Origin of the sequence: Micromonospora sp. NBC_01412 (genome assembly GCF_045040215.1) — a bacterium.
GTDB classification, from domain to species: Bacteria; Actinomycetota; Actinomycetes; order Mycobacteriales; family Micromonosporaceae; genus Micromonospora; species Micromonospora rubida.
This window is the reverse complement of sequence record NZ_CP109528.1, coordinates 4476603-4492753: the sequence shown is the minus strand read 5'-3', so window position 1 is coordinate 4492753 and position 16151 is coordinate 4476603. Positions and strand designations below refer to the sequence as shown.

Here is a 16151-nt window from a genome sequence, read left to right as displayed (position 1 = left end):
GACCAATGACCATGACCGCACGACACATCGGGGCCGTCCGCTGGCCCGCCGTCCGCCCGTGGCTGGGCGTCGCCGCCCGGCTCGGGCTCGCCGCCGTCTGGCTCGTCGCCGGCGGGACCAAGGTCGGCGACCTGGCCGCCTCCGGGCGCGCCGTCAACGCGTACCAGGTTCTGCCGTACGACGTCGCGACGGTGATCGGCGCGGCGCTGCCCTTCGTCGAGTTGGCCCTGGGGCTGCTGCTGCTGGTGGGGCTGGCCACCCGGCTGGCCGCCGGAGTGTCGGCCGCGCTGCTGGTGGTCTTCGTCGCCGGCATCGCCTCGGCCTGGGCCCGTGGCCTGGCCATCGACTGCGGCTGCTTCGGCAGCGGCGGGCAGCTCGCCGCCGGGCAGGCCCCGAGCTACCTCCCGGAGATCCTCCGGGACCTGGGATTCCTGGCGCTGGCCGGATTCCTGCTGAGCTGGCCCCGCACCCCCGTCTCCGTGGACGGCTGGCTCGCGGGCGCACCTGTGGAGGACGAGGATGAGTAGTCGCAAGGGACAGCGGGACGCCGCCCGGGTGGTCCGGCAGCAACTGGCCCGGGAACGCCGCCGACGGCGGACCCTCTGGACCTCGGTGGCGGCGGTGGCCGTGCTGGTGATCGCCGGCGGGATCGGCTGGGCCGTCTGGTCCAGCCAACGCTCCGACACCTTCACCGCCCCGCCCGGCGCGACCGAGAACGGCACCGGCGTCGCGTACGGGGACGGGCCGGCCACCATCGACCTGTACGAGGACTTCATCTGCCCGGCCTGCAAGCAGTTCCAGCAGACCAGCGGCGCAACGATCGAGCAGCTGGTCAACGAGGGCAAGGCCCGGGTGGTCTTCCACCCGGTGGCCTACCTCGACCGGTTCTCGACCACCGAGTACTCCACCCGGTCCTCGGCCGCCTCCGGGTGCGCGGCGAAGGGCGGCAAGTTCCGGGAGTTCGCCGCCGCGCTGTTCGACCGGCAGCCGCCGGAGGGCGGCGCCGGGCTGAGCAACGACGAACTGGCCGACATCGGTGCCGGCGTCGGGCTGGACCGGGACGACTTCTCCTCCTGCCTCTCCGACGGCACGTACCGGGCGTGGACCGGGCACGTCACCGAGGAGGCGAGCAAGGCCGGGATCACCGGCACACCGACGATCAAGGTCGACGGCAAGGAGCTCTCCGACCGCAGCCCCGAGGGCATCACGGCGGCGGTGGCGGCGGCCGGCAAGTGACCCTCGCGCCACTGCGCCGGGGCGGGCCGGTCCGCCGGGGCGGGCTGGTCCACCCGGGTCGGTTGGTCCGCCGGGGTGGGCTGGTCACCGCCGCCGCGCTGGTCGCCGTCCTCGGCGCCGCCGGGCCGGCCGCCGCGCACGGCGGGGAGGCCCCGGACGGCACCGACTACCGGGCCGAGGTGACGGCGGTCGCCCCGGCCCGCCCGGGGCTGACCGTCCGGGTGGTGGAGGCGGGGGCCCGGCTGGAACTGGTCAACCGCACCGGGCGGCCGGTCGAGGTGATCGGCTACTCCGGGGAGCCGTACCTGCGGGTCGGGCCCGACGGCGTGTTCGAGAACAGCCGCTCCCCGGCGACATACCTGAACCGGACCCTGTCGGGGGACGCCACCCTGCCCGCCCAGGCCGACCCGGCCGCCGCCCCGGACTGGCGACGGATCGACGACGGGCCGGCGGCCCGCTGGCACGAACGGCGCATCCGGTGGCAGGAGCCCGACCCGCCCGCGCGGGTGCGCGCCGACCCGACCCGCGAGCAGCGGGTCCGGGACTGGGCGGTGCCACTGCGCGACGGCACCGAGCCCGTGGAGGTGCGGGGCACCCTCGACTGGGTGCCGCCACCGGACCCGTACCCCTGGTGGGTGGCGGCGACCCTCGGCTTCCTCGCGCTGGGCGCCGCCGGGCTGCTGGCCGCCGGCACCGCGGCGGCGGCGCGGGCGCTGGCCGGGGTCGGCGCGGCACTGGCCGTGGGCGGGGTGGCCGCGATCGTGCTCACCGTCGGCCGGGAGCTGGACGCCGGGTCGTCCGGGGTGGGCGGGGTGCTGGCCGGCCTGCTCGCCGGGCAGGTCTGGGCGCTGCTCACCGGCCTGGGGGCGCTCGCGGCGGGCGGGTACGCGCTGGCCCGCCGCCCCGCCGCCGACTTCGCGCTGGCGCTGGCCGGGGCCTGCCTGACCCTGTTCGTCGGCGTCACCAACCTCGCCGTCCTCGGCCGCTCGGTTCCCCCGGCCCCCTGGCCCGGCGGCCTGGCCCGCCTCCTGGTCACCCTGGTCCTGGCCGCGGGAGCCGGCGCCACGGCCGCAGGCGTCCTCCGTCTCCGCGCCGCCGCCGCGGCCCGCCCCACCCCGCCACCGGCCCGCGTCGATCATGGACTCGCGCAGGGGAACGAACCGTCCTAGCGCCCCGTCCACCGGGCACCACGGCTCCATCGTCATGCCGGGAGGGAGATCGGTCAGGGGCGGGGGGTGAAGCCGTAGGGGAGTTCCAGGCGGTGGGTCGACAGCAGCTCCTGGTTCGCCAGGAGGGTACGGGTGGGGGCGTCGGCGACAATCCGGCCCTCGTCGAGGATGACCGAGCGGTCGCACAGCTCCAGCGCGTACGGCAGGTCGTGGGTGACCATCAGCAGCGTCACCGGCAGGGCGCGCAGGATCCCGGCCAGCTCCCGGCGGGCCGCCGGATCGAGGTTCGACGACGGCTCGTCGAGCACCAGGATCTCCGGCCGCATGGCCAGCACCGTGGCCACCGCCACCCGGCGGCGCTGCCCGAACGACAGGTGGTGCGGCGTACGGTCCCGGTGCTCACCCATCCCCACCGCCGCCAGCGCCTCGTCCACCCGGGCCGTCAGCTCCGCCCCGCGCAGCCCCAGGTTGGCCGGCCCGAACGCCACGTCCTCGGCGACGGTGGGCAGGAAGAGCTGGTCGTCCGGGTCCTGGAAGACGATGCCCACCCGGCGGCGGATCTCCGCGAGGGTCGCCCGGTCCCGGCTGACGGTCAGCCCGCCGACGCGCACCGAACCCTCGGTGGCGGTGAGGATGCCGTTGAGGTGCAGCACCAGGGTGGTCTTGCCGGCGCCGTTCGGGCCGAGCAGCGCCACCCGTTCGCCGCGCGGCACGGTCAGGTCCACCCCGTGCAGGGCGACGTGCCCGTCCGGGTAGGCGAACCGCACGCCACGCACGTCGAGGGAGACAGGATCCGGGGTCTGCACGTACCCGATCATTGCAGGACGACGGCGGCCCCGGCGATGGTGGCCGCGACCAGCGGCACCACCGCCCCGACCAGCCACTGGCCGGCGGTCGCCGCGCCCGCGCCCTGCCAGACCGCCGGCATCCGGCCGGAGTAGCCGCGCGACACCATCGCCAGGTAGACCCGCTCGCCTCGCTCGAACGCGCGCAGGAACAGCGCCCCGATGCCGGCGGCGAAGCCGCGCAGCTGCCACAGGAACCGCGGGTCGTCGCCCCGGGAGACCCGGGCCACCCGCATCCGGCGGGCCTCGCCGACCAGCACGTCCAGGTAGCGCAGCATGAAGGTGGCGATCTGGGTGAGGATCTGCGGGCAGCGCAGCCGGTCCAGGCCGACGATCAGGTCCCGGGTCGTCGTGGTCGCCGCGAGCAGCAGCGACGCCAGTACGCCGAGGGTGCCCTTCGCGATGATGTTCCACCCGCCGAGCAGCCCGTCGACGGAGAGGCTCAGCCCCGCCACGTCGACCCGCTCCCCCGCCCCGAGGAACGGCAGCGCGAACGCGAACAGCACGAACGGCAGCTCGATCGCCGCCCGGCTGAGCAGCCACCCCGGCCCCACCCGGGCCAGCGCGGCCACCATCGCGACCAGCAGGGCGTACCCGCCGAAGGCCCAGAACTCCGCGCGCGGGGTGGCCACCACCGCGACGGTGAACAACACCATCGCGGCGATCTTCACCTCCGGCGGGAGCCGGTGCACCGGCGAGGTCGACTCCCGGTAGAGCACGTGGGCGTGGCCGGCCCCCATCGACGTCCCGCCTACCGGCTGTTCGCCACGCGCGAGGCGTCGTCGCCGCGCCCGCCGCCGACCGGGTCGCCCCCGGCCCGGTCCCCGCCGGTCGGTCCGGCGGCGGTGGCGTGACCGGTGCCCTGCCCCGGGCCCCGGCGGCGCAGCAGCCAGAACACGCCGCCGCCGACGGCGAAGGTGAGCAGCACCCCGAGGACGCCGGAGAGGCCGGTGGAGAGGAAGTCGTTGTCCACGCCCCGGATGCCGTAGTCGGCCAGCGGGCTGTCGGCCAGCTCGTGGTCCCGCGTCCGCTGGGCCGGGCAACTGCCGCCGGTGATCTCGTCCTCGGCGTCGACCGTGCAGCCCTTGAGCAGCGACGAGTCCAGCCCGTCCGGGTGTGACGAGGCGTAGTTGCTGACCACACCGGCAAGCAGCAGGGCGACCAGCAGGCCGCCGACGACGAATCCCCAGGGACGCTTGCTCATCGGGCACCTCCGGCGACCGGGACGACGGGAGCCGGCGCGGCCGGCTTCAGGGCGCGCAGCGCGTACACGAGATCGGGGCGGACCTTCGCGACGGTGACCACGGTGGTCGCGGTGATCAGGCCCTCGCCGATGCCGATCAGCAGGTGGGCGCCGGCCATGGTGCCGGCCAGGCCGGCCAGGTTGCCGCCCAGGTCGGTGGTGCCGCCCAGCCAGTACTGGAGCACGAAGCCCTGGGACGCGACGACGACGCTGACCAGCGCCGAGACGAAGGCGGTCACGCCGAGCCCGGCCGGCGTGCGGGGCAGCACCCGCAGCAACAGGGTGATCAGCAGGTACGCCGCAGCGGTGCCGAGGACGGCCATGTTGCTGACGTTCAGGCCGAGCATGGCCACCCCGCCGTCGCCGAAGACCAGCGCCTGCACGACCAGCACGACCGCCACGCAGAGCGCGCCGACCCACGGGCCGACCAGCATCGCGGCGAGCGCGCCGCCGAGCAGGTGACCGCTCACCCCGGCGGTGAAGATCGGGAAGTTGAGCATCTGGACGGCGAAGATGAACGCGGCGACCAGGCCGGCCATCGGGGCGAGCCGGTCGTCCAGGTCGCGTCGGCCACGCAGCACGCACAGGGCCAGCACCGCCAGCGCGAAGACGGCGAAGAGGGCGGCGACGGGACCGTTGACGATCCCGTTGGAGATGTGCATCGCCAGGGTTTCCACTCGACCTCCCGGGGCGCGGTGGGCGGGCCCACACCGACGGGGACAAGCCTATTTCCAGAGAACCGCTGTTGCCAATAGATTGCAACAAGCCATGAAGTTGATCACGAATGCCGGCGCGTCGCCCCCACCGGCCCACACCGGGGCGGCGGTAGGGTTTCCGCCATGACCGCGCCCGCCCGCCTCAACCCCGGTGACCCCGCGCCCGAGTTCACCCTGCCGACCGACACCGGCGAGACCCTCTCCCTGGCCGACCTGCGCGGCCGGAAGGTCATCCTGTACGCCTACCCCGCCGCGATGACCCCCGGCTGCACCAAGCAGGCGTGCGACTTCCGCGACTCGCTCGCCTCGCTCCAGGCGGCCGGCTACGAGGTGGTCGGCATCTCCCCCGACAAGCCCGAGAAGCTGGCGAAGTTCCGCGAACGGGACGCCGTCACGTTCCCCCTCGTCGGCGACGCCGACAAGGCCGTGCTCACCGCGTACGGCGCGTACGGCGAGAAGCAGTCGTACGGCCGGACGGTGACCGGGGTGATCCGGTCCACCTTCGTCATCGACCCGGACGGGAAGATCGAGCGGGCGCTCTACAACGTCAAGGCCACCGGCCACGTCGCCAAGCTGCGCCGCGACCTCGGGCTGGACTGAGACCGTCGCACCGGGCCACTACCGTTCGCACGTGGTCCGTTACAAGTATCCGCCGGAGGCGCTGGCCACTGCGGCGGCGCAGGCCCGCAGCATCACCGAGGTGATGCGGCTCCTGGGCGTGCGCCTCAGCGGCGGCTCGCACGCGCACATCAGCCGTCAGCTCAAGCGCTTCGGTATCGACACCTCACACTTCACCGGGGGTGCCCACAACCGGGGAGAACGCAACATCCGGGTTTCGGCGTCGGCGCTCCTGGTCCAGCGACCCGAGGGATCGCGACGGATCGCCGGGAGCCGGCTGAAGCGAGCGCTGGCGCTGATCGGGCTGCCGGAGGAGTGCGAGGTGTGCGGCACCGGCCCGAGCTGGCAGGGGGCACCCCTCACGCTGCACGTCGATCACATCAACGGCGATTTTCTGGACAACCGGCCGCACAACCTGCGGCTACTCTGCCCCAACTGTCACAGTCAGACCGCCACGTACGCCGGGGCCCGCCGGCCGGCTGTGGTCGCACCCGATGTGGTCTACGATCCGAAGGCCGTGACACCAACGGGTTTTCCGATCGGCCGGCGACTTCGTCGGCCGCCTCAGTGGTCGTGGAAGATGGCGGTGTACGCGGTAAAGGGGCCGTAGCCCAACGGCAGGAGGCATACGGTTTAGGTCCGTACCAGTGCGGGTTCGAATCCCGTCGGCCCTACTTCTTCACACCTGACACCACCCGCCGAGGGTGGTGTCACGCACGTCACGACACGTAGTGCCCCTGCTGACGGCTGGGCCAGGATGGCGGCGTGAGTCTGCGCTTCGTCCTCGACCCCGAGCTGACCCCCGAGCTGCGCGAGCAGATCGTCCGCCTCTGGGTCGACGTCACCAACGCCGGCGGCGCGGTCGGCTTCGTCGCGCCGGTCACCGTTGCCGACGTCCGTCCCGTCGCCGAGGCGACCTTCGCCGACCTCGTCGACGGCCGGGACCGGCTGCTCGTCGGGTACGACGGCACACGCCCCGTGGCCGTGCTGGTCCTCGCCGACAACCGGTTCCACCTCAAGGCGCACTGGTGCGTGCTGAAGCGGGTGATGGTGCACCCCGACACCCAGGGCCGGGGGCACGGGCTGGCGCTGATGCGCGAGGCGGAGCGGCTCGGCCGGAAGCTTGGCCGGGAGGCGCTGCACGTGACCGTGCGGGGTGGACTGGGGCTGGAGCGGTTCTACGCGCGGCTCGGGTACCGGGAGGTGGGCCGGCTGCCGGGCGCGCTGCGGGTCGCCCCGGGCGACGACCGGGACGAGATCCTCATGTGGCTCGACCTGCCCGCCGGCGGCTGCCCAGACGCCGCCCCGACCGCCTGATCGCCGTCGCCCGTCCAGGCTCGGTGCTCGCCCGTTCGGCTCGACTCAGGACGTCGATGCTGCGGTGCCGGAACCGGCTGCGGTTCTGGTGAACCGGCGGGCGAGGTGTGCGAAGGCGTTGGTCAGTTCGTCGGGGCCGATGACGTCGATGTCAGCGTCGAATCGGGCGACGGCGGCGGCGAGGCTGGGCCATGACCATGATCCGAGGGTGAGCCGGCAGCGGTCGGGGCCGAATTCCTCGACGACGCCGTCGCGGGTGTAGAGGGCTACGGTGGCGGCGGGCAGGTCGAGGATCACTGTGCCTCGGCAGGGCCAGCCCCCGGAGGCGTCGTCGGAGCCGCGAAACCTGCCGATGACGTAGGTGGCGACGTCTCCTCCGGGCAGCACGCGGGGGGCGAAGCGGGGGCCGTTCGGGGTGCGCAGGATGATCCGGTCGACGCGGAAGATGCGCCACTCGTCGCGGTCGAGGTCCCACGCGACGAGGTACCAGCGTCCGTCCCAGGTGATGACGTGGTGGGGCTCGACGCGGCGCTTGGGCTTGTCCGCACTCTCGGAGCCGTAGTCGAAGCGCAGCACCTCGTGGGCGTGGACGGCTGCGCTGATCGCCAGGAGCACGTCGCCGTCGACCGGTGCGATCGGCCGAGTGGTGGGCGGTTCGACGGCGGTCACTCGCAGGGCGTTGATGCGGTGCCGTAGCCGGGCGGGCATGACCTGCCGGATGGTGTTCAGTGCCCGTGCGGCGGCTTCGGCGAGGCCGTCGCCGGGGGCGGGGGCGGTGGCCGCGATCTGCAGGGCGATGGTGAGGGCGACGGCCTGTTCGTCGTCGAACAACAGCGGGGGTAGTTCGGTGCCGGCGCTGAGCCGGTAGCCGCCGTCGGGGCCTTTGACCGCAGCGATGGGGTAGCCGAGTTCGCGGAGCCGGTCGACGTCGCGGCGCACGGTGCGCAGGCTGATGTCCAGGCGTTCGGCCAGCAGCGTGCCGGGCCAGTCCCGGCGGGCCTGCAGCAGTGACAGCAGGGCCAGCAGTCGGGCGGAGGTTTTCGGCATGAATTCGATTCTGCCCGCAGTAGGTGCCACATCCTGGCACCTACTGCTGCGAGCCTTCTCTCATGACGATCACCACCACCACCCACCTGAATTTCCGCGGCGACGCCCGCAAGGCGCTGGAGTTCTACCAGTCGGTGTTCGGCGGCCAGATCGCCCTGGTGACCTACTCCGACGCCCACAACGTCTCGGCCCCGGCCGAGGCCGACCAGATCATGTGGGGCCAGGTCCAGGCCGACAACGGCTTCCACGTCATGGCCTACGACGTGCCCGGCAACCAGTCCTACAGCCCGGGTGACAAGCCGTTCTTCGTCTCCGTCCGCGGCCAGGACGACGACGAGATCACCACCTACTGGAAGGGCCTGTCCGAAGGCGCGACCGTCATCCAGGACCTCGGCCCCGCCGGCTGGGCCCCGCTCTACGGCATGCTCAAGGACCGCTTCGGCGTCACCTGGGTTCTCGACGTCGCGGTCGAGTACCACGCCGGCTGACACTCCACCCGATGCACGCGCCCGGGCGGCCTGGGCCGCCCGGGCCGCCTGACCTGACCATCACGGAGCAGCTGTGAGGCCGCGGCCGGTCAGTCCGCCACCGTCACCGGGTCGCCGACCCGCACCACGCCCGGGCCGTCGGGGACGAGATGCAGGCCGAACAGCAGCTTTCCGCCGATGTTCCGGTGCCGCCCGAGGGTGCGCAGCGGCTCCTTGCCGCGTACCCCGGTCTCCTGGTCGGTGGTGGTGACCACGCAGCGGCCGCACGGGCCGGCGGCGCGGAAGCGCGCGGCGCCGATCCGCAGCCACCGGCCGGCCCAGTCGTCCTCGGCCCAGGCGGGGGTGCCCTCGACGACGAGGTTGGGTCGGAAGCGGCTCATCGGCACGGGCGCCTCGCCGGCCTCGACCAGCCAGCCGTTGAGCGCGCCGAGGGAGGCCGTGGCGGCCAGCAGCAGGGGGTACACGTCGGCGAAGCTGACCCGGTCGCCGGTGTCGTGGGCGCGGTCGCCGGGCGCCAGGTGCCGGGTGGGCCGGGCCAGGTGGACGAGGCGAACCGGGCGGCCGAGCAGGGCGCCGAGCCAGTCGTCGGCGGCCGGCCCGGCGGGGAGCGCGGGGACCGGCAGCCGGTTGCGGAACACCCGCACGGGCAGCGGCGGCGCCCCGGTCGGCTCGGCGACGTCCAGGTCGGGGCGGCCTGCGGCGCGCAGCACCAGGCCGCTGTCGCGGGGCGCGACCCGCAGCCCGACCAGCGCGGTGGCCTCCCGCTGGGTGACGCCGAGGCCGTCGGCGTCGACCACCATCCAACGCCGGTCGCCGGCCAGGCCCCACGGTTCCACCCGGGCGCCGTCGTGGTCCAGCCGGTGGCAGCCCTTGACCGGGTACGTGTGCACGGCCGCGAGCCTCACCAGGCCACCCCGATCCCGTCACCCGGGTACCAGTGCCGGGCCGGGGTCTCCCGGTACGCGAGGAAGCGCCGGCCGGTGCGTTCGGCGTGTTCGGCGAGGACGTTGGTGGTGGTGACGTTGTCGGTGAGCAGCAGCGCGCCGGGGGCGAGCCTCGGCTCGACCGCGTCGAACTCGCGCTTCTCGTGCGCCCGGCTGTGGTCGCTGTCGTGCAAAAAGAGGTCGACGGGCCGGTCGAGGGCCTCGATCGAGGCGACGGAGTCGCCGACGACCAGGTCGACCACCTCCGACCAGGGCGCGGCGCGGGCCAGGTAACCGGCCTCGGGGTTGATGTCCAGCGAGGTGACCCGGCCGGGGTGCCCCTCGGCGGCGTTGCGCAGCAGGGCGGCTGCCAGCACGCAGCTGCCCAGTCCCTTGTCGACGCCGGTCTCCACGACGTGTTGGGGCCTGGTGGCGCGGACCATGGCGTACCAGCCGATCCGGCGCGCGTAGCGAACCTCCCGGTCGGCCAGGCCCCGGCGGGACGCCTCGGCCGTGGCGCGCTCGATGTGCCGGCGCAGTTCCCCGTCGCCCTCGATCTCGGCGAACCAGCCCCGGACCCGGGCCACCGGCACGTCGCACGCGACGCTGACGAACCAGGCCAGGTGCTGCCGGCTCAGCCCGGTCAGCTCGTACGTGTAGTTGTGGTGCTCCCGGGAGGTGACCAGCCACCGGACGGAGGCGGTCAGCACCCTGGCGTCGTGCCTGGCCACCCGGGCGAGCCGCTTGGGGAAGGCGGCGACCGGGGCTAGTCGGGTGCGGGCGATGGCCCGCCGCAGCTTCGTCGCGTCCACGTGAGGGTTCTACCAGTTCCGGGGGGACGCGGGGCGATGAAAGTTTCGATCCACCCGTCGGCCGTCGCCGCGGCCCGTCCCGCCGTCGCGCGCCACCGGGCCGGGCCAGCAGCCGGACCGGGCGCGTGGGCGGCACGCGAAATCAGTACCATCGCCGCCATGTCTCGTCCCAAGCAGGTCGCGGAGCCGGCCGAGGAGAGCCCGGTCGGTTCGACGCGGGCGGGTGCCGGCGCGGAGCCGGCCGTGCGGCCGGTGAAGCGGCGCCGGTGGCGGCGGATCGCGCTCGTGACCGTGCTGGTGGTGGCGCTGCTCGGCGCGGGCGGCACGATCGCCGGCGTGCTGTGGCTGCGGTCGGTCGAGCAGGGCATCGACCGGGTCGACGCGTTCACCGACGTGCCGGAGGAGGCCCGGCCCGAGCCCGTGGTCCGGGGCGCGCTGAACATCATGATCCTGGGCAGCGACTCCCGGGACCCGGAGAGCAGCGGCGGCTCGCGGACCGACACGATCATCCTGGCCCACCTGCCCAAGGACCGGTCGAGCGCTCAGTTGATCTCGATTCCCCGGGACACCTGGGTGTCGGTCCCCCGCTCGAAGGACGGCCGGCACGGCGGCCGGGAGGCGAAGATCAACGCCGCGTTCGCCTGGGGCGGGGTGCCGCTGATGGTGCAGACGGTGGAGAAGTTCACCGGGGTTCGGATCGACCACGTGGCGATGGTCGACTTCGCCGGCTTCAAGGAGATCGTCGACGCGCTGGACGGCATCGAGGTCGACATCGAGCGCGGCTTCACCTCGACCCACTCCCTCAACCCGGACAGCCGGCGCACCTTCGCGCAGGGCCGGCAGACCCTCGACGGCGCGGCCGCGCTGGACTACGCGCGGGAGCGCTACGCCTTCCCCGACGGCGACTTCGCCCGCATCCGCCACCAGCAGCAGGTCATCAAGGCCATCCTGGACAAGGCGGCCTCGGGTGGGCTGCTGACGAACCCGGCCCGGCTCAACTCGTTCGTGCGGGCCACTGCCGACGCGGTCGCCGTCGACAGGTCACTGTCCCTGGTGGACCTGGCCACGGAGACGCGGCACCTGCGCAGCGGTAACCTCGGCTTCTTCACCTGCCCGACCCGGGGCACCGGCCGGGTCGGCAGCGAGAGCGTGGTGTTCGCCGACACCGCGAGGGCCCGGTCCTTCTTCGACGCGGTCCGCCGGGACTCGGTGCCGGACATCCTCAAGGCCGGGGCGTAGCGATCGGATCGCCCGTCCGGGTATGGCGACCGGCGATGGCCGGCCGTATCCTGCCTTCGGCCTGGCGGATCGCCGTCGCCGCCGTGGCCGTGACGGGGGAGGTCACGCAACCATGTCCAGCCAGCCCGCGGTGAGCCGGGAGGTCGCGGTCGCCGCCCACGCCGACGGCGGGGTGCCGCCCGTCGCCGGCGAGGGTACCGACGCCGAGCCTCCGCCGCCTGGCGACCGGTCGGGCGCGTCCCGACCGGCGGAGGCCGCCCCGGGCCGGCCGGGCCTGGACACCACGGCGGTGCTGCCGTACGCGGGATCGCGGGCGTCGCGGCGCACCCGAACGCTGCGGGCGTGGATGATCACCGGCCCGGCCGACCTGGCCGCGCTCCTGGCTCCGCTGCTGCTGACCACGCGGTTCTGGCGCGGAACCCTGGTCATGGCCGCCCTGACGGTGACCGTCTTCGCGGTGGGCGGGCTCTACCGGGCCCGCCGGCACACCAGCCTCCTGGACGAGTTGCCCAGCCTCACCGGGCGGCTGTTGGCCTGCGGGGCAGTCGTCGCCATCATCGCGGCGATGCGGCACGACTCGGCGGACGACGCGGCCGGATTCATGCGCCGGGTGGGGGTGTCCGCCGGCCTGGTCATCGTCAGCCGGGCGGTCACCCGAACCCTCGCCGACATGGCCCGCAGACGCCGCTGGGTCGAGCACAACGCGCTCGTCATCGGCAGCGGGCCGGTCGCCGCGGAGCTGGCCCGGATGCTGCGCCGCTACCCGCGGTACGGCCTGCGCTTCGTCGGCTGCGTCGACGCCGCGGGAGCGCACGCGCCGGGCCGGCTGCCGGTGATCGGCACGCTGGACGACCTGGAGCGGCTCGTCGAGCTGGTCGAGTGCGAGGTGCTGATCATCGCCGACCCGTCCTGCTCGGAGCCCTCCCTGATGGAGCTGCTCCGCCGCCCGGCCAGTTCCGGGTGCGACCTGTGGGCGGTGCCCCGGCTGTGGGGGTCCCGCACCCACGACGGGAACCCGGACCACATCGGGGCCATCCCGATCGTCAAGGTCGGCGACACCACGTTCTCGGGCCCGAAGTGGGCGGTCAAGCGGGCCTCCGACGTGCTGATCGCCTCGGTCGCGCTGGTGGCGCTGAGCCCCGTCCTGCTGCTCTGCGCCCTCGCCACGTACCTGGAGGACCGGCGCGGGATCTTCTTCCTCCAGGAACGGGTGGGCCGGCACGGGCGGCTCTTCCGGGTCGTCAAGTTCCGCTCCATGCGCCCGGTCGACGAGAACGAGTCGCGCACCACCTGGTCGATCGCCCACGACCGGCGGGTCGGCCCGGTCGGCCGGTTCCTCCGCCGGACGTCGCTGGACGAGCTGCCCCAGCTGTGGAACATCCTCAGGGGCGACATGAGCGTGGTCGGGCCGCGCCCCGAACGGCCGCACTTCGTCGAGCAGTTCTCGGCGCAGTACCCGCAGTACGCGATGCGCCACCGGGTCCCGGTCGGGCTGACCGGGCTGGCGCAGGTGAGCGGCCTGCGGGGGGACACCCCGATCTCCGACCGGGCGCGCTTCGACAACTACTACATCGAGAACTGGTCACTGTGGCTGGACGTCAAGGTGATCCTCCGTACGGTGGCGGAGGTGTTCCGCGGCGGCCGGCACTGACGGCGGGTGCCGCCCGTCCGGGGCCCCGCCTGGGTCGTGGGATCATCGATCCGGGCCGGTCCACACCGTTGACCAGGCCGGTTCACGGGAGGGGACCTATGGCCCACGGAGACCTCGACGGCACGTCGGGGACATCGGGCGTCAGCCGGCGGAACGCGCTGCTGCGCGGCGGCGCCGTCGCCGCCGGCCTGGGCACCGCGGCGGTGGGCGTCGCCGCGTTGGGCCCCTGGTCGTCGAACGGCTCCGGCGGCCAGGGCGTGGTCGACGTCCGCGAGCACGGCGCGCGGGGCGACGGCCGCAGCGACGACACGGCGCCCCTGCAACGGGCCATCGACGCCGCGGGCCGGGACGGGGGCATCGTCTTCTTCCCACCGGGGACGTACCTCACCGGGCGGCTGACCCTCCGCTCCCGGGTGCACCTGCGCGGCTCGGGCGGCGACGCGACCATCCTGCGGCTGCGCGCCGGGGCGAACTCGGCCATCCTCGAGTCGGACGGGTTCTCGAAGCTCGCCGGCACCCGGTCCGACCAGGGGATCACGCTGTTCAGCGTGCGCGACCTGACCCTGGACGGCAACAAGGAGCAGAACCCCGCCGCCGGGTACGGGCTGCGGGTCTACGGCTACGGCTACGAGATCTCCGAGGTCATCGTCTTCAACTGCCGCAACGACGGCATCGTCAGCGAGTGGGGGCCGGCCGGGGCGCTGCCGGCGCCCTCGCACCAGATGGAGGCCCGGCTGTCGGCGGTGCGCACGCACGGCAACGACGGGCACGGGATCAACTTCCACGGCCCGCACGACTCGATGTTCATCAACTGCCTGACGTTCGAGAACGGGGCGAGCGGGTTCCGGCTGGCCGGCGACTCGATGGGCACGTCCATGGTCAACTGCCACGCCTGGGGGATCAAGCAGAACATCTCGTTCGACCTGGCGGCCACCGGGATCAGCTGCTCCAACTGCTACGCCGACCTCAACGGCGGGGTCGGCGTCCGGATCTCCCGCAACGACATCCGCTGGATCGGCGGGCTGGTGCTGGGCTACAACCACACCGACCCGCACCCGGAGATCGGGATCCAGTTCGTGCCCGGCGTCCAGCCCGAGGAGCCCTCCGGCTGCCTGGTGGAGAGCAAGGTGGTGAACTGCGGCACGGCGGCCGTGGACTTCGGCGCGGAGCGGGGACTGTCCAGCGTCCGGGTGAGCCTGTCCCAGCCGGGTGCCGTGGACGCCGACGGCCGGGTGATCCCCGGCACCGGCCGCGGCTGGATCGGCACGCCGGCGCCGACCACGCTGGTCGAGATCACCCAGGGCCTCGGGCACCCGGACAAGAACCTCGTGGTGCGGCCCGCGTTCGACCTGCGCGCCGAGGCCGAGCCCAACCGGCCGGGCGACGGCTCGGTGCGCGTCTTCGCGCGGGACGTCGGCGGCCGGACGCAGCTGTGCGCGCTGTTCCCCAGCGGCTCGGTGCAGGTGCTCGCGACCGAGCCCTGACCCCGGACGGGCCTGACCCCGGGTCGGGCCGAGACCAAGGAGGGGACGGTGCCACGGACGAGACGGCAGGCAGGCCGGGGCCACTGGCGGAACGGCAGGCGGGCCGGGCCGCGGTCGGGGAGCGGGTCAGGACCCGGTGCCGCCCCCGGTCGGCACCGCGTCCCGGTCCCGGGCCGGCTCCGCGACGGGCCCCTCGGCGGCCCACGGCCGCATCCGGGCGAGGAACCAGCAGACCACCAGCGCCTCGGCGACCAGCAGCTGACCGACCAGGCCGGCGACGCCGGTGACCCAGAGGGCGGACGCCGCGAGCCCGCCGAACGCGACGACCCGCGACCCGACGGCCGAGACGAGGTAGCGGCGCGGCGCCGCCCAGACCATGTGCCGGGTGGACAGCCAGGTCGCCGCCGTGAGCAGCGCCTTGTAGCCGCAGTACAGGGCGATCACCCCGACGCCGACGGTGGCCAGGTCGGGTGCGACGAGGGCCCGCAGCGGCCCGCTGGCGAGCACCACCGCCGACACCGCCACCAGCGCCACCACGGTCAACGCCCGGGTGCCGGTCCGCCAACGGCCGCGCCGGCCGGCGACGACGTCCTCCCGGACACTGGCCGACAGCACGACGTGGAACGGGCCGAAGACCAGGTCCATCGCCCGCAGGACGACGACGGCGACCGGTCCCGCCACGGCGCCGGCCACCGAGGGCAGCGTGACGGTGTACGACAGGTCGACGGCCGCGGCGACGCAGTACACCGACCCCACCCCCAACCCGCGCCGCAGGCCCGGGCGGACCGCCGCGGGCGCGGCGACGGGGCGGCGCAGCAGCACCCAGGCCAGGACGGCGACCTGGGCGGGCACCGCGACGACGTCGACCCGCAGGTCGAGGGCGACGAACACGGCGCCGCCGAGCAGGGTCCCGACCGCGGTCAACTGCGGGACGAGGTTCGCCCGTCGGGGCGTGCGGGTGCCCGCAGTGGCCCAGAAGAACGCCTCGAGCGGCAGTTGCAGGAGCACCGGCGCGAGCAGGATCAACCGGTCGGCGGCGCCGGTGTCCGGCAGCGCCACCGTGGCGCACAGGTAGCCCACCACGGCGACCGGCGCGAGCGTCGCGGCGGCGACGCGGCCCGCCCAGCTCTCCACGTGCCAGTCCGCCGGGACCAGGCCGGCGGAGAGGGGCCGGCCGACCAGAGCCTCCAGCAGCGTGTACGGGATGGCGAGCAGCGCGCCCTGCAACGCCACCGCCGGCAGCCGGTCGGTGTCCGCCCAGGACGCCAGCAGGAAGACGTACACGCTGCACAGCCGGGTGAGTGCCTGCACCGACAGCTGCGAGCCCTGCAACCGTGCCCCGACGGCGAGCAGCGGTCGCACG

Annotated in this window: 18 protein-coding genes and 1 tRNA gene; 11 read left to right on the top strand and 8 right to left on the bottom strand. The window is 74.1% G+C overall.

Annotated elements, in window-relative coordinates:
- Positions 1-5: 5 nt before the first annotated feature.
- The 3 genes from OG617_RS20620 to OG617_RS20610 are packed head-to-tail and all read left to right on the top strand — an operon-like array spanning position 6 to position 2405.
- Positions 6-527 carry a MauE/DoxX family redox-associated membrane protein gene (locus tag OG617_RS20620; RefSeq protein WP_405094681.1) on the top strand — a complete coding sequence of 174 codons (522 nt, stop codon included), beginning with the start codon at positions 6-8 and terminating at the stop codon, positions 525-527.
- The gene (locus OG617_RS20615) at positions 520-1236 is read left to right on the top strand and encodes a DsbA family protein (protein ID WP_405094680.1); all 717 of its coding nucleotides are present in this window, start codon (positions 520-522) and stop codon (positions 1234-1236) included. Before OG617_RS20620 ends, OG617_RS20615 begins: the two co-directional genes overlap by 8 nt.
- The gene (locus OG617_RS20610; protein ID WP_405094679.1) at positions 1233-2405 is read left to right on the top strand and encodes a hypothetical protein; all 1173 of its coding nucleotides are present in this window, start codon (positions 1233-1235) and stop codon (positions 2403-2405) included. The genes OG617_RS20615 and OG617_RS20610 overlap by 4 nt, the downstream gene beginning before the upstream one ends.
- 53 nt (positions 2406-2458) lie before the next feature.
- Here the strand turns inward: OG617_RS20610 and OG617_RS20605 are convergent, their stop codons facing one another.
- From OG617_RS20605 to OG617_RS20590, 4 genes are read right to left on the bottom strand one after another with little or no spacing between them, the layout of a single operon-like run.
- Complete coding sequence (locus OG617_RS20605) at positions 2459-3223, bottom strand: energy-coupling factor ABC transporter ATP-binding protein (protein ID WP_405094678.1); 765 nt, start codon at positions 3221-3223, stop codon at positions 2459-2461.
- Positions 3220-3990 (bottom strand): cobalt ECF transporter T component CbiQ, encoded by a 771-nt coding sequence (cbiQ, locus tag OG617_RS20600; protein WP_405094677.1) that lies wholly within the window; start codon positions 3988-3990, stop codon positions 3220-3222. Before cbiQ ends, OG617_RS20605 begins: the two co-directional genes overlap by 4 nt.
- 11 nt (positions 3991-4001) lie before the next feature.
- Positions 4002-4454 (bottom strand): PDGLE domain-containing protein, encoded by a 453-nt coding sequence (locus OG617_RS20595; protein WP_405094676.1) that lies wholly within the window; start codon positions 4452-4454, stop codon positions 4002-4004.
- On the bottom strand, positions 4451-5170 hold the full coding sequence (locus OG617_RS20590; RefSeq protein ID WP_405094675.1) for an energy-coupling factor ABC transporter permease: 720 nt from the start codon (positions 5168-5170) through the stop codon (positions 4451-4453). The genes OG617_RS20595 and OG617_RS20590 overlap by 4 nt, the downstream gene beginning before the upstream one ends.
- A gap of 162 nt (positions 5171-5332) precedes the next feature.
- On the opposite strand from OG617_RS20590, the gene bcp reads away from it, so the two are divergent.
- The 4 genes from bcp (at position 5333) to OG617_RS20570 (ending at position 7144) form a co-directional block, all read left to right on the top strand.
- Entirely contained in the window at positions 5333-5809 is a 477-nt protein-coding gene (gene bcp / locus OG617_RS20585) for a thioredoxin-dependent thiol peroxidase (protein ID WP_396675977.1), read from the top strand.
- 31 nt (positions 5810-5840) lie between these two features.
- Positions 5841-6437 carry an HNH endonuclease signature motif containing protein gene (locus OG617_RS20580; protein WP_405094674.1) on the top strand — a complete coding sequence of 199 codons (597 nt, stop codon included), beginning with the start codon at positions 5841-5843 and terminating at the stop codon, positions 6435-6437.
- Positions 6428-6501, top strand: a tRNA-Leu gene (locus OG617_RS20575). Before OG617_RS20580 ends, OG617_RS20575 begins: the two co-directional genes overlap by 10 nt.
- A 91-nt stretch (positions 6502-6592) precedes the next feature.
- Positions 6593-7144, top strand: a complete 552-nt coding sequence (locus tag OG617_RS20570) for a GNAT family N-acetyltransferase (RefSeq protein ID WP_405094673.1) — start codon at positions 6593-6595, stop codon at positions 7142-7144.
- A 45-nt stretch (positions 7145-7189) separates the two neighbouring features.
- On the opposite strand, the gene OG617_RS20565 is transcribed toward OG617_RS20570, so the two are convergent.
- Entirely contained in the window at positions 7190-8191 is a 1002-nt protein-coding gene (locus OG617_RS20565) for a helix-turn-helix transcriptional regulator (protein WP_405094672.1), read from the bottom strand.
- 62 nt (positions 8192-8253) lie between these two features.
- On the opposite strand from OG617_RS20565, the gene OG617_RS20560 reads away from it, so the two are divergent.
- Positions 8254-8679: a VOC family protein gene (locus OG617_RS20560; protein WP_405094671.1), complete on the top strand. Its 426-nt coding sequence runs from the start codon at positions 8254-8256 to the stop codon at positions 8677-8679.
- Positions 8680-8768: 89 nt separating this feature from the next.
- Here the strand turns inward: OG617_RS20560 and OG617_RS20555 are convergent, their stop codons facing one another.
- Together OG617_RS20555 and OG617_RS20550 are read right to left on the bottom strand one after the other, a co-directional pair.
- Entirely contained in the window at positions 8769-9584 is an 816-nt protein-coding gene (locus OG617_RS20555; RefSeq protein ID WP_405094670.1) for an MOSC domain-containing protein, read from the bottom strand.
- Positions 9581-10414, bottom strand: a complete 834-nt coding sequence (locus tag OG617_RS20550) for an O-methyltransferase (RefSeq protein ID WP_405094669.1) — start codon at positions 10412-10414, stop codon at positions 9581-9583. Before OG617_RS20550 ends, OG617_RS20555 begins: the two co-directional genes overlap by 4 nt.
- Positions 10415-10573: 159 nt before the next feature.
- On the opposite strand from OG617_RS20550, the gene OG617_RS20545 reads away from it, so the two are divergent.
- The 3 genes from OG617_RS20545 (at position 10574) to OG617_RS20535 (ending at position 14788) form a co-directional block, all read left to right on the top strand.
- A complete protein-coding gene (locus OG617_RS20545) occupies positions 10574-11653 on the top strand; it encodes an LCP family protein (RefSeq protein ID WP_405094668.1) in 1080 nt (359 codons plus the stop codon).
- Between the two features lie 346 nt (positions 11654-11999).
- On the top strand, positions 12000-13304 hold the full coding sequence (locus OG617_RS20540; RefSeq protein WP_405103853.1) for a sugar transferase: 1305 nt from the start codon (positions 12000-12002) through the stop codon (positions 13302-13304).
- Positions 13305-13402: 98 nt separating this feature from the next.
- Positions 13403-14788, top strand: coding sequence for a glycosyl hydrolase family 28-related protein (locus OG617_RS20535; protein ID WP_405094667.1), 1386 nt, complete (start codon positions 13403-13405; stop codon positions 14786-14788).
- Between the two features lie 126 nt (positions 14789-14914).
- Here the strand turns inward: OG617_RS20535 and OG617_RS20530 are convergent, their stop codons facing one another.
- Entirely contained in the window at positions 14915-16150 is a 1236-nt protein-coding gene (locus OG617_RS20530) for a hypothetical protein (protein ID WP_405094666.1), read from the bottom strand.
- Between the last annotated feature and the right edge of the window lies 1 nt (position 16151).

Coding starts and splice junctions, on each gene's coding strand:
- OG617_RS20620 (WP_405094681.1), top strand. CDS start 6: ATGACCATGACCGCACGACACATCGGGGCCGTCCGCTGGCCCGCCGTC.
- OG617_RS20615 (WP_405094680.1), top strand. CDS start 520: ATGAGTAGTCGCAAGGGACAGCGGGACGCCGCCCGGGTGGTCCGGCAG.
- OG617_RS20605 (WP_405094678.1), bottom strand. CDS start 3,223: ATGATCGGGTACGTGCAGACCCCGGATCCTGTCTCCCTCGACGTGCGT.
- cbiQ (WP_405094677.1), bottom strand. CDS start 3,990: ATGGGGGCCGGCCACGCCCACGTGCTCTACCGGGAGTCGACCTCGCCG.
- OG617_RS20595 (WP_405094676.1), bottom strand. CDS start 4,454: ATGAGCAAGCGTCCCTGGGGATTCGTCGTCGGCGGCCTGCTGGTCGCC.
- bcp (WP_396675977.1), top strand. CDS start 5,333: ATGACCGCGCCCGCCCGCCTCAACCCCGGTGACCCCGCGCCCGAGTTC.
- OG617_RS20565 (WP_405094672.1), bottom strand. CDS start 8,191: ATGCCGAAAACCTCCGCCCGACTGCTGGCCCTGCTGTCACTGCTGCAG.
- OG617_RS20560 (WP_405094671.1), top strand. CDS start 8,254: ATGACGATCACCACCACCACCCACCTGAATTTCCGCGGCGACGCCCGC.
- OG617_RS20545 (WP_405094668.1), top strand. CDS start 10,574: ATGTCTCGTCCCAAGCAGGTCGCGGAGCCGGCCGAGGAGAGCCCGGTC.
- OG617_RS20540 (WP_405103853.1), top strand. CDS start 12,000: ATGATCACCGGCCCGGCCGACCTGGCCGCGCTCCTGGCTCCGCTGCTG.
- OG617_RS20535 (WP_405094667.1), top strand. CDS start 13,403: ATGGCCCACGGAGACCTCGACGGCACGTCGGGGACATCGGGCGTCAGC.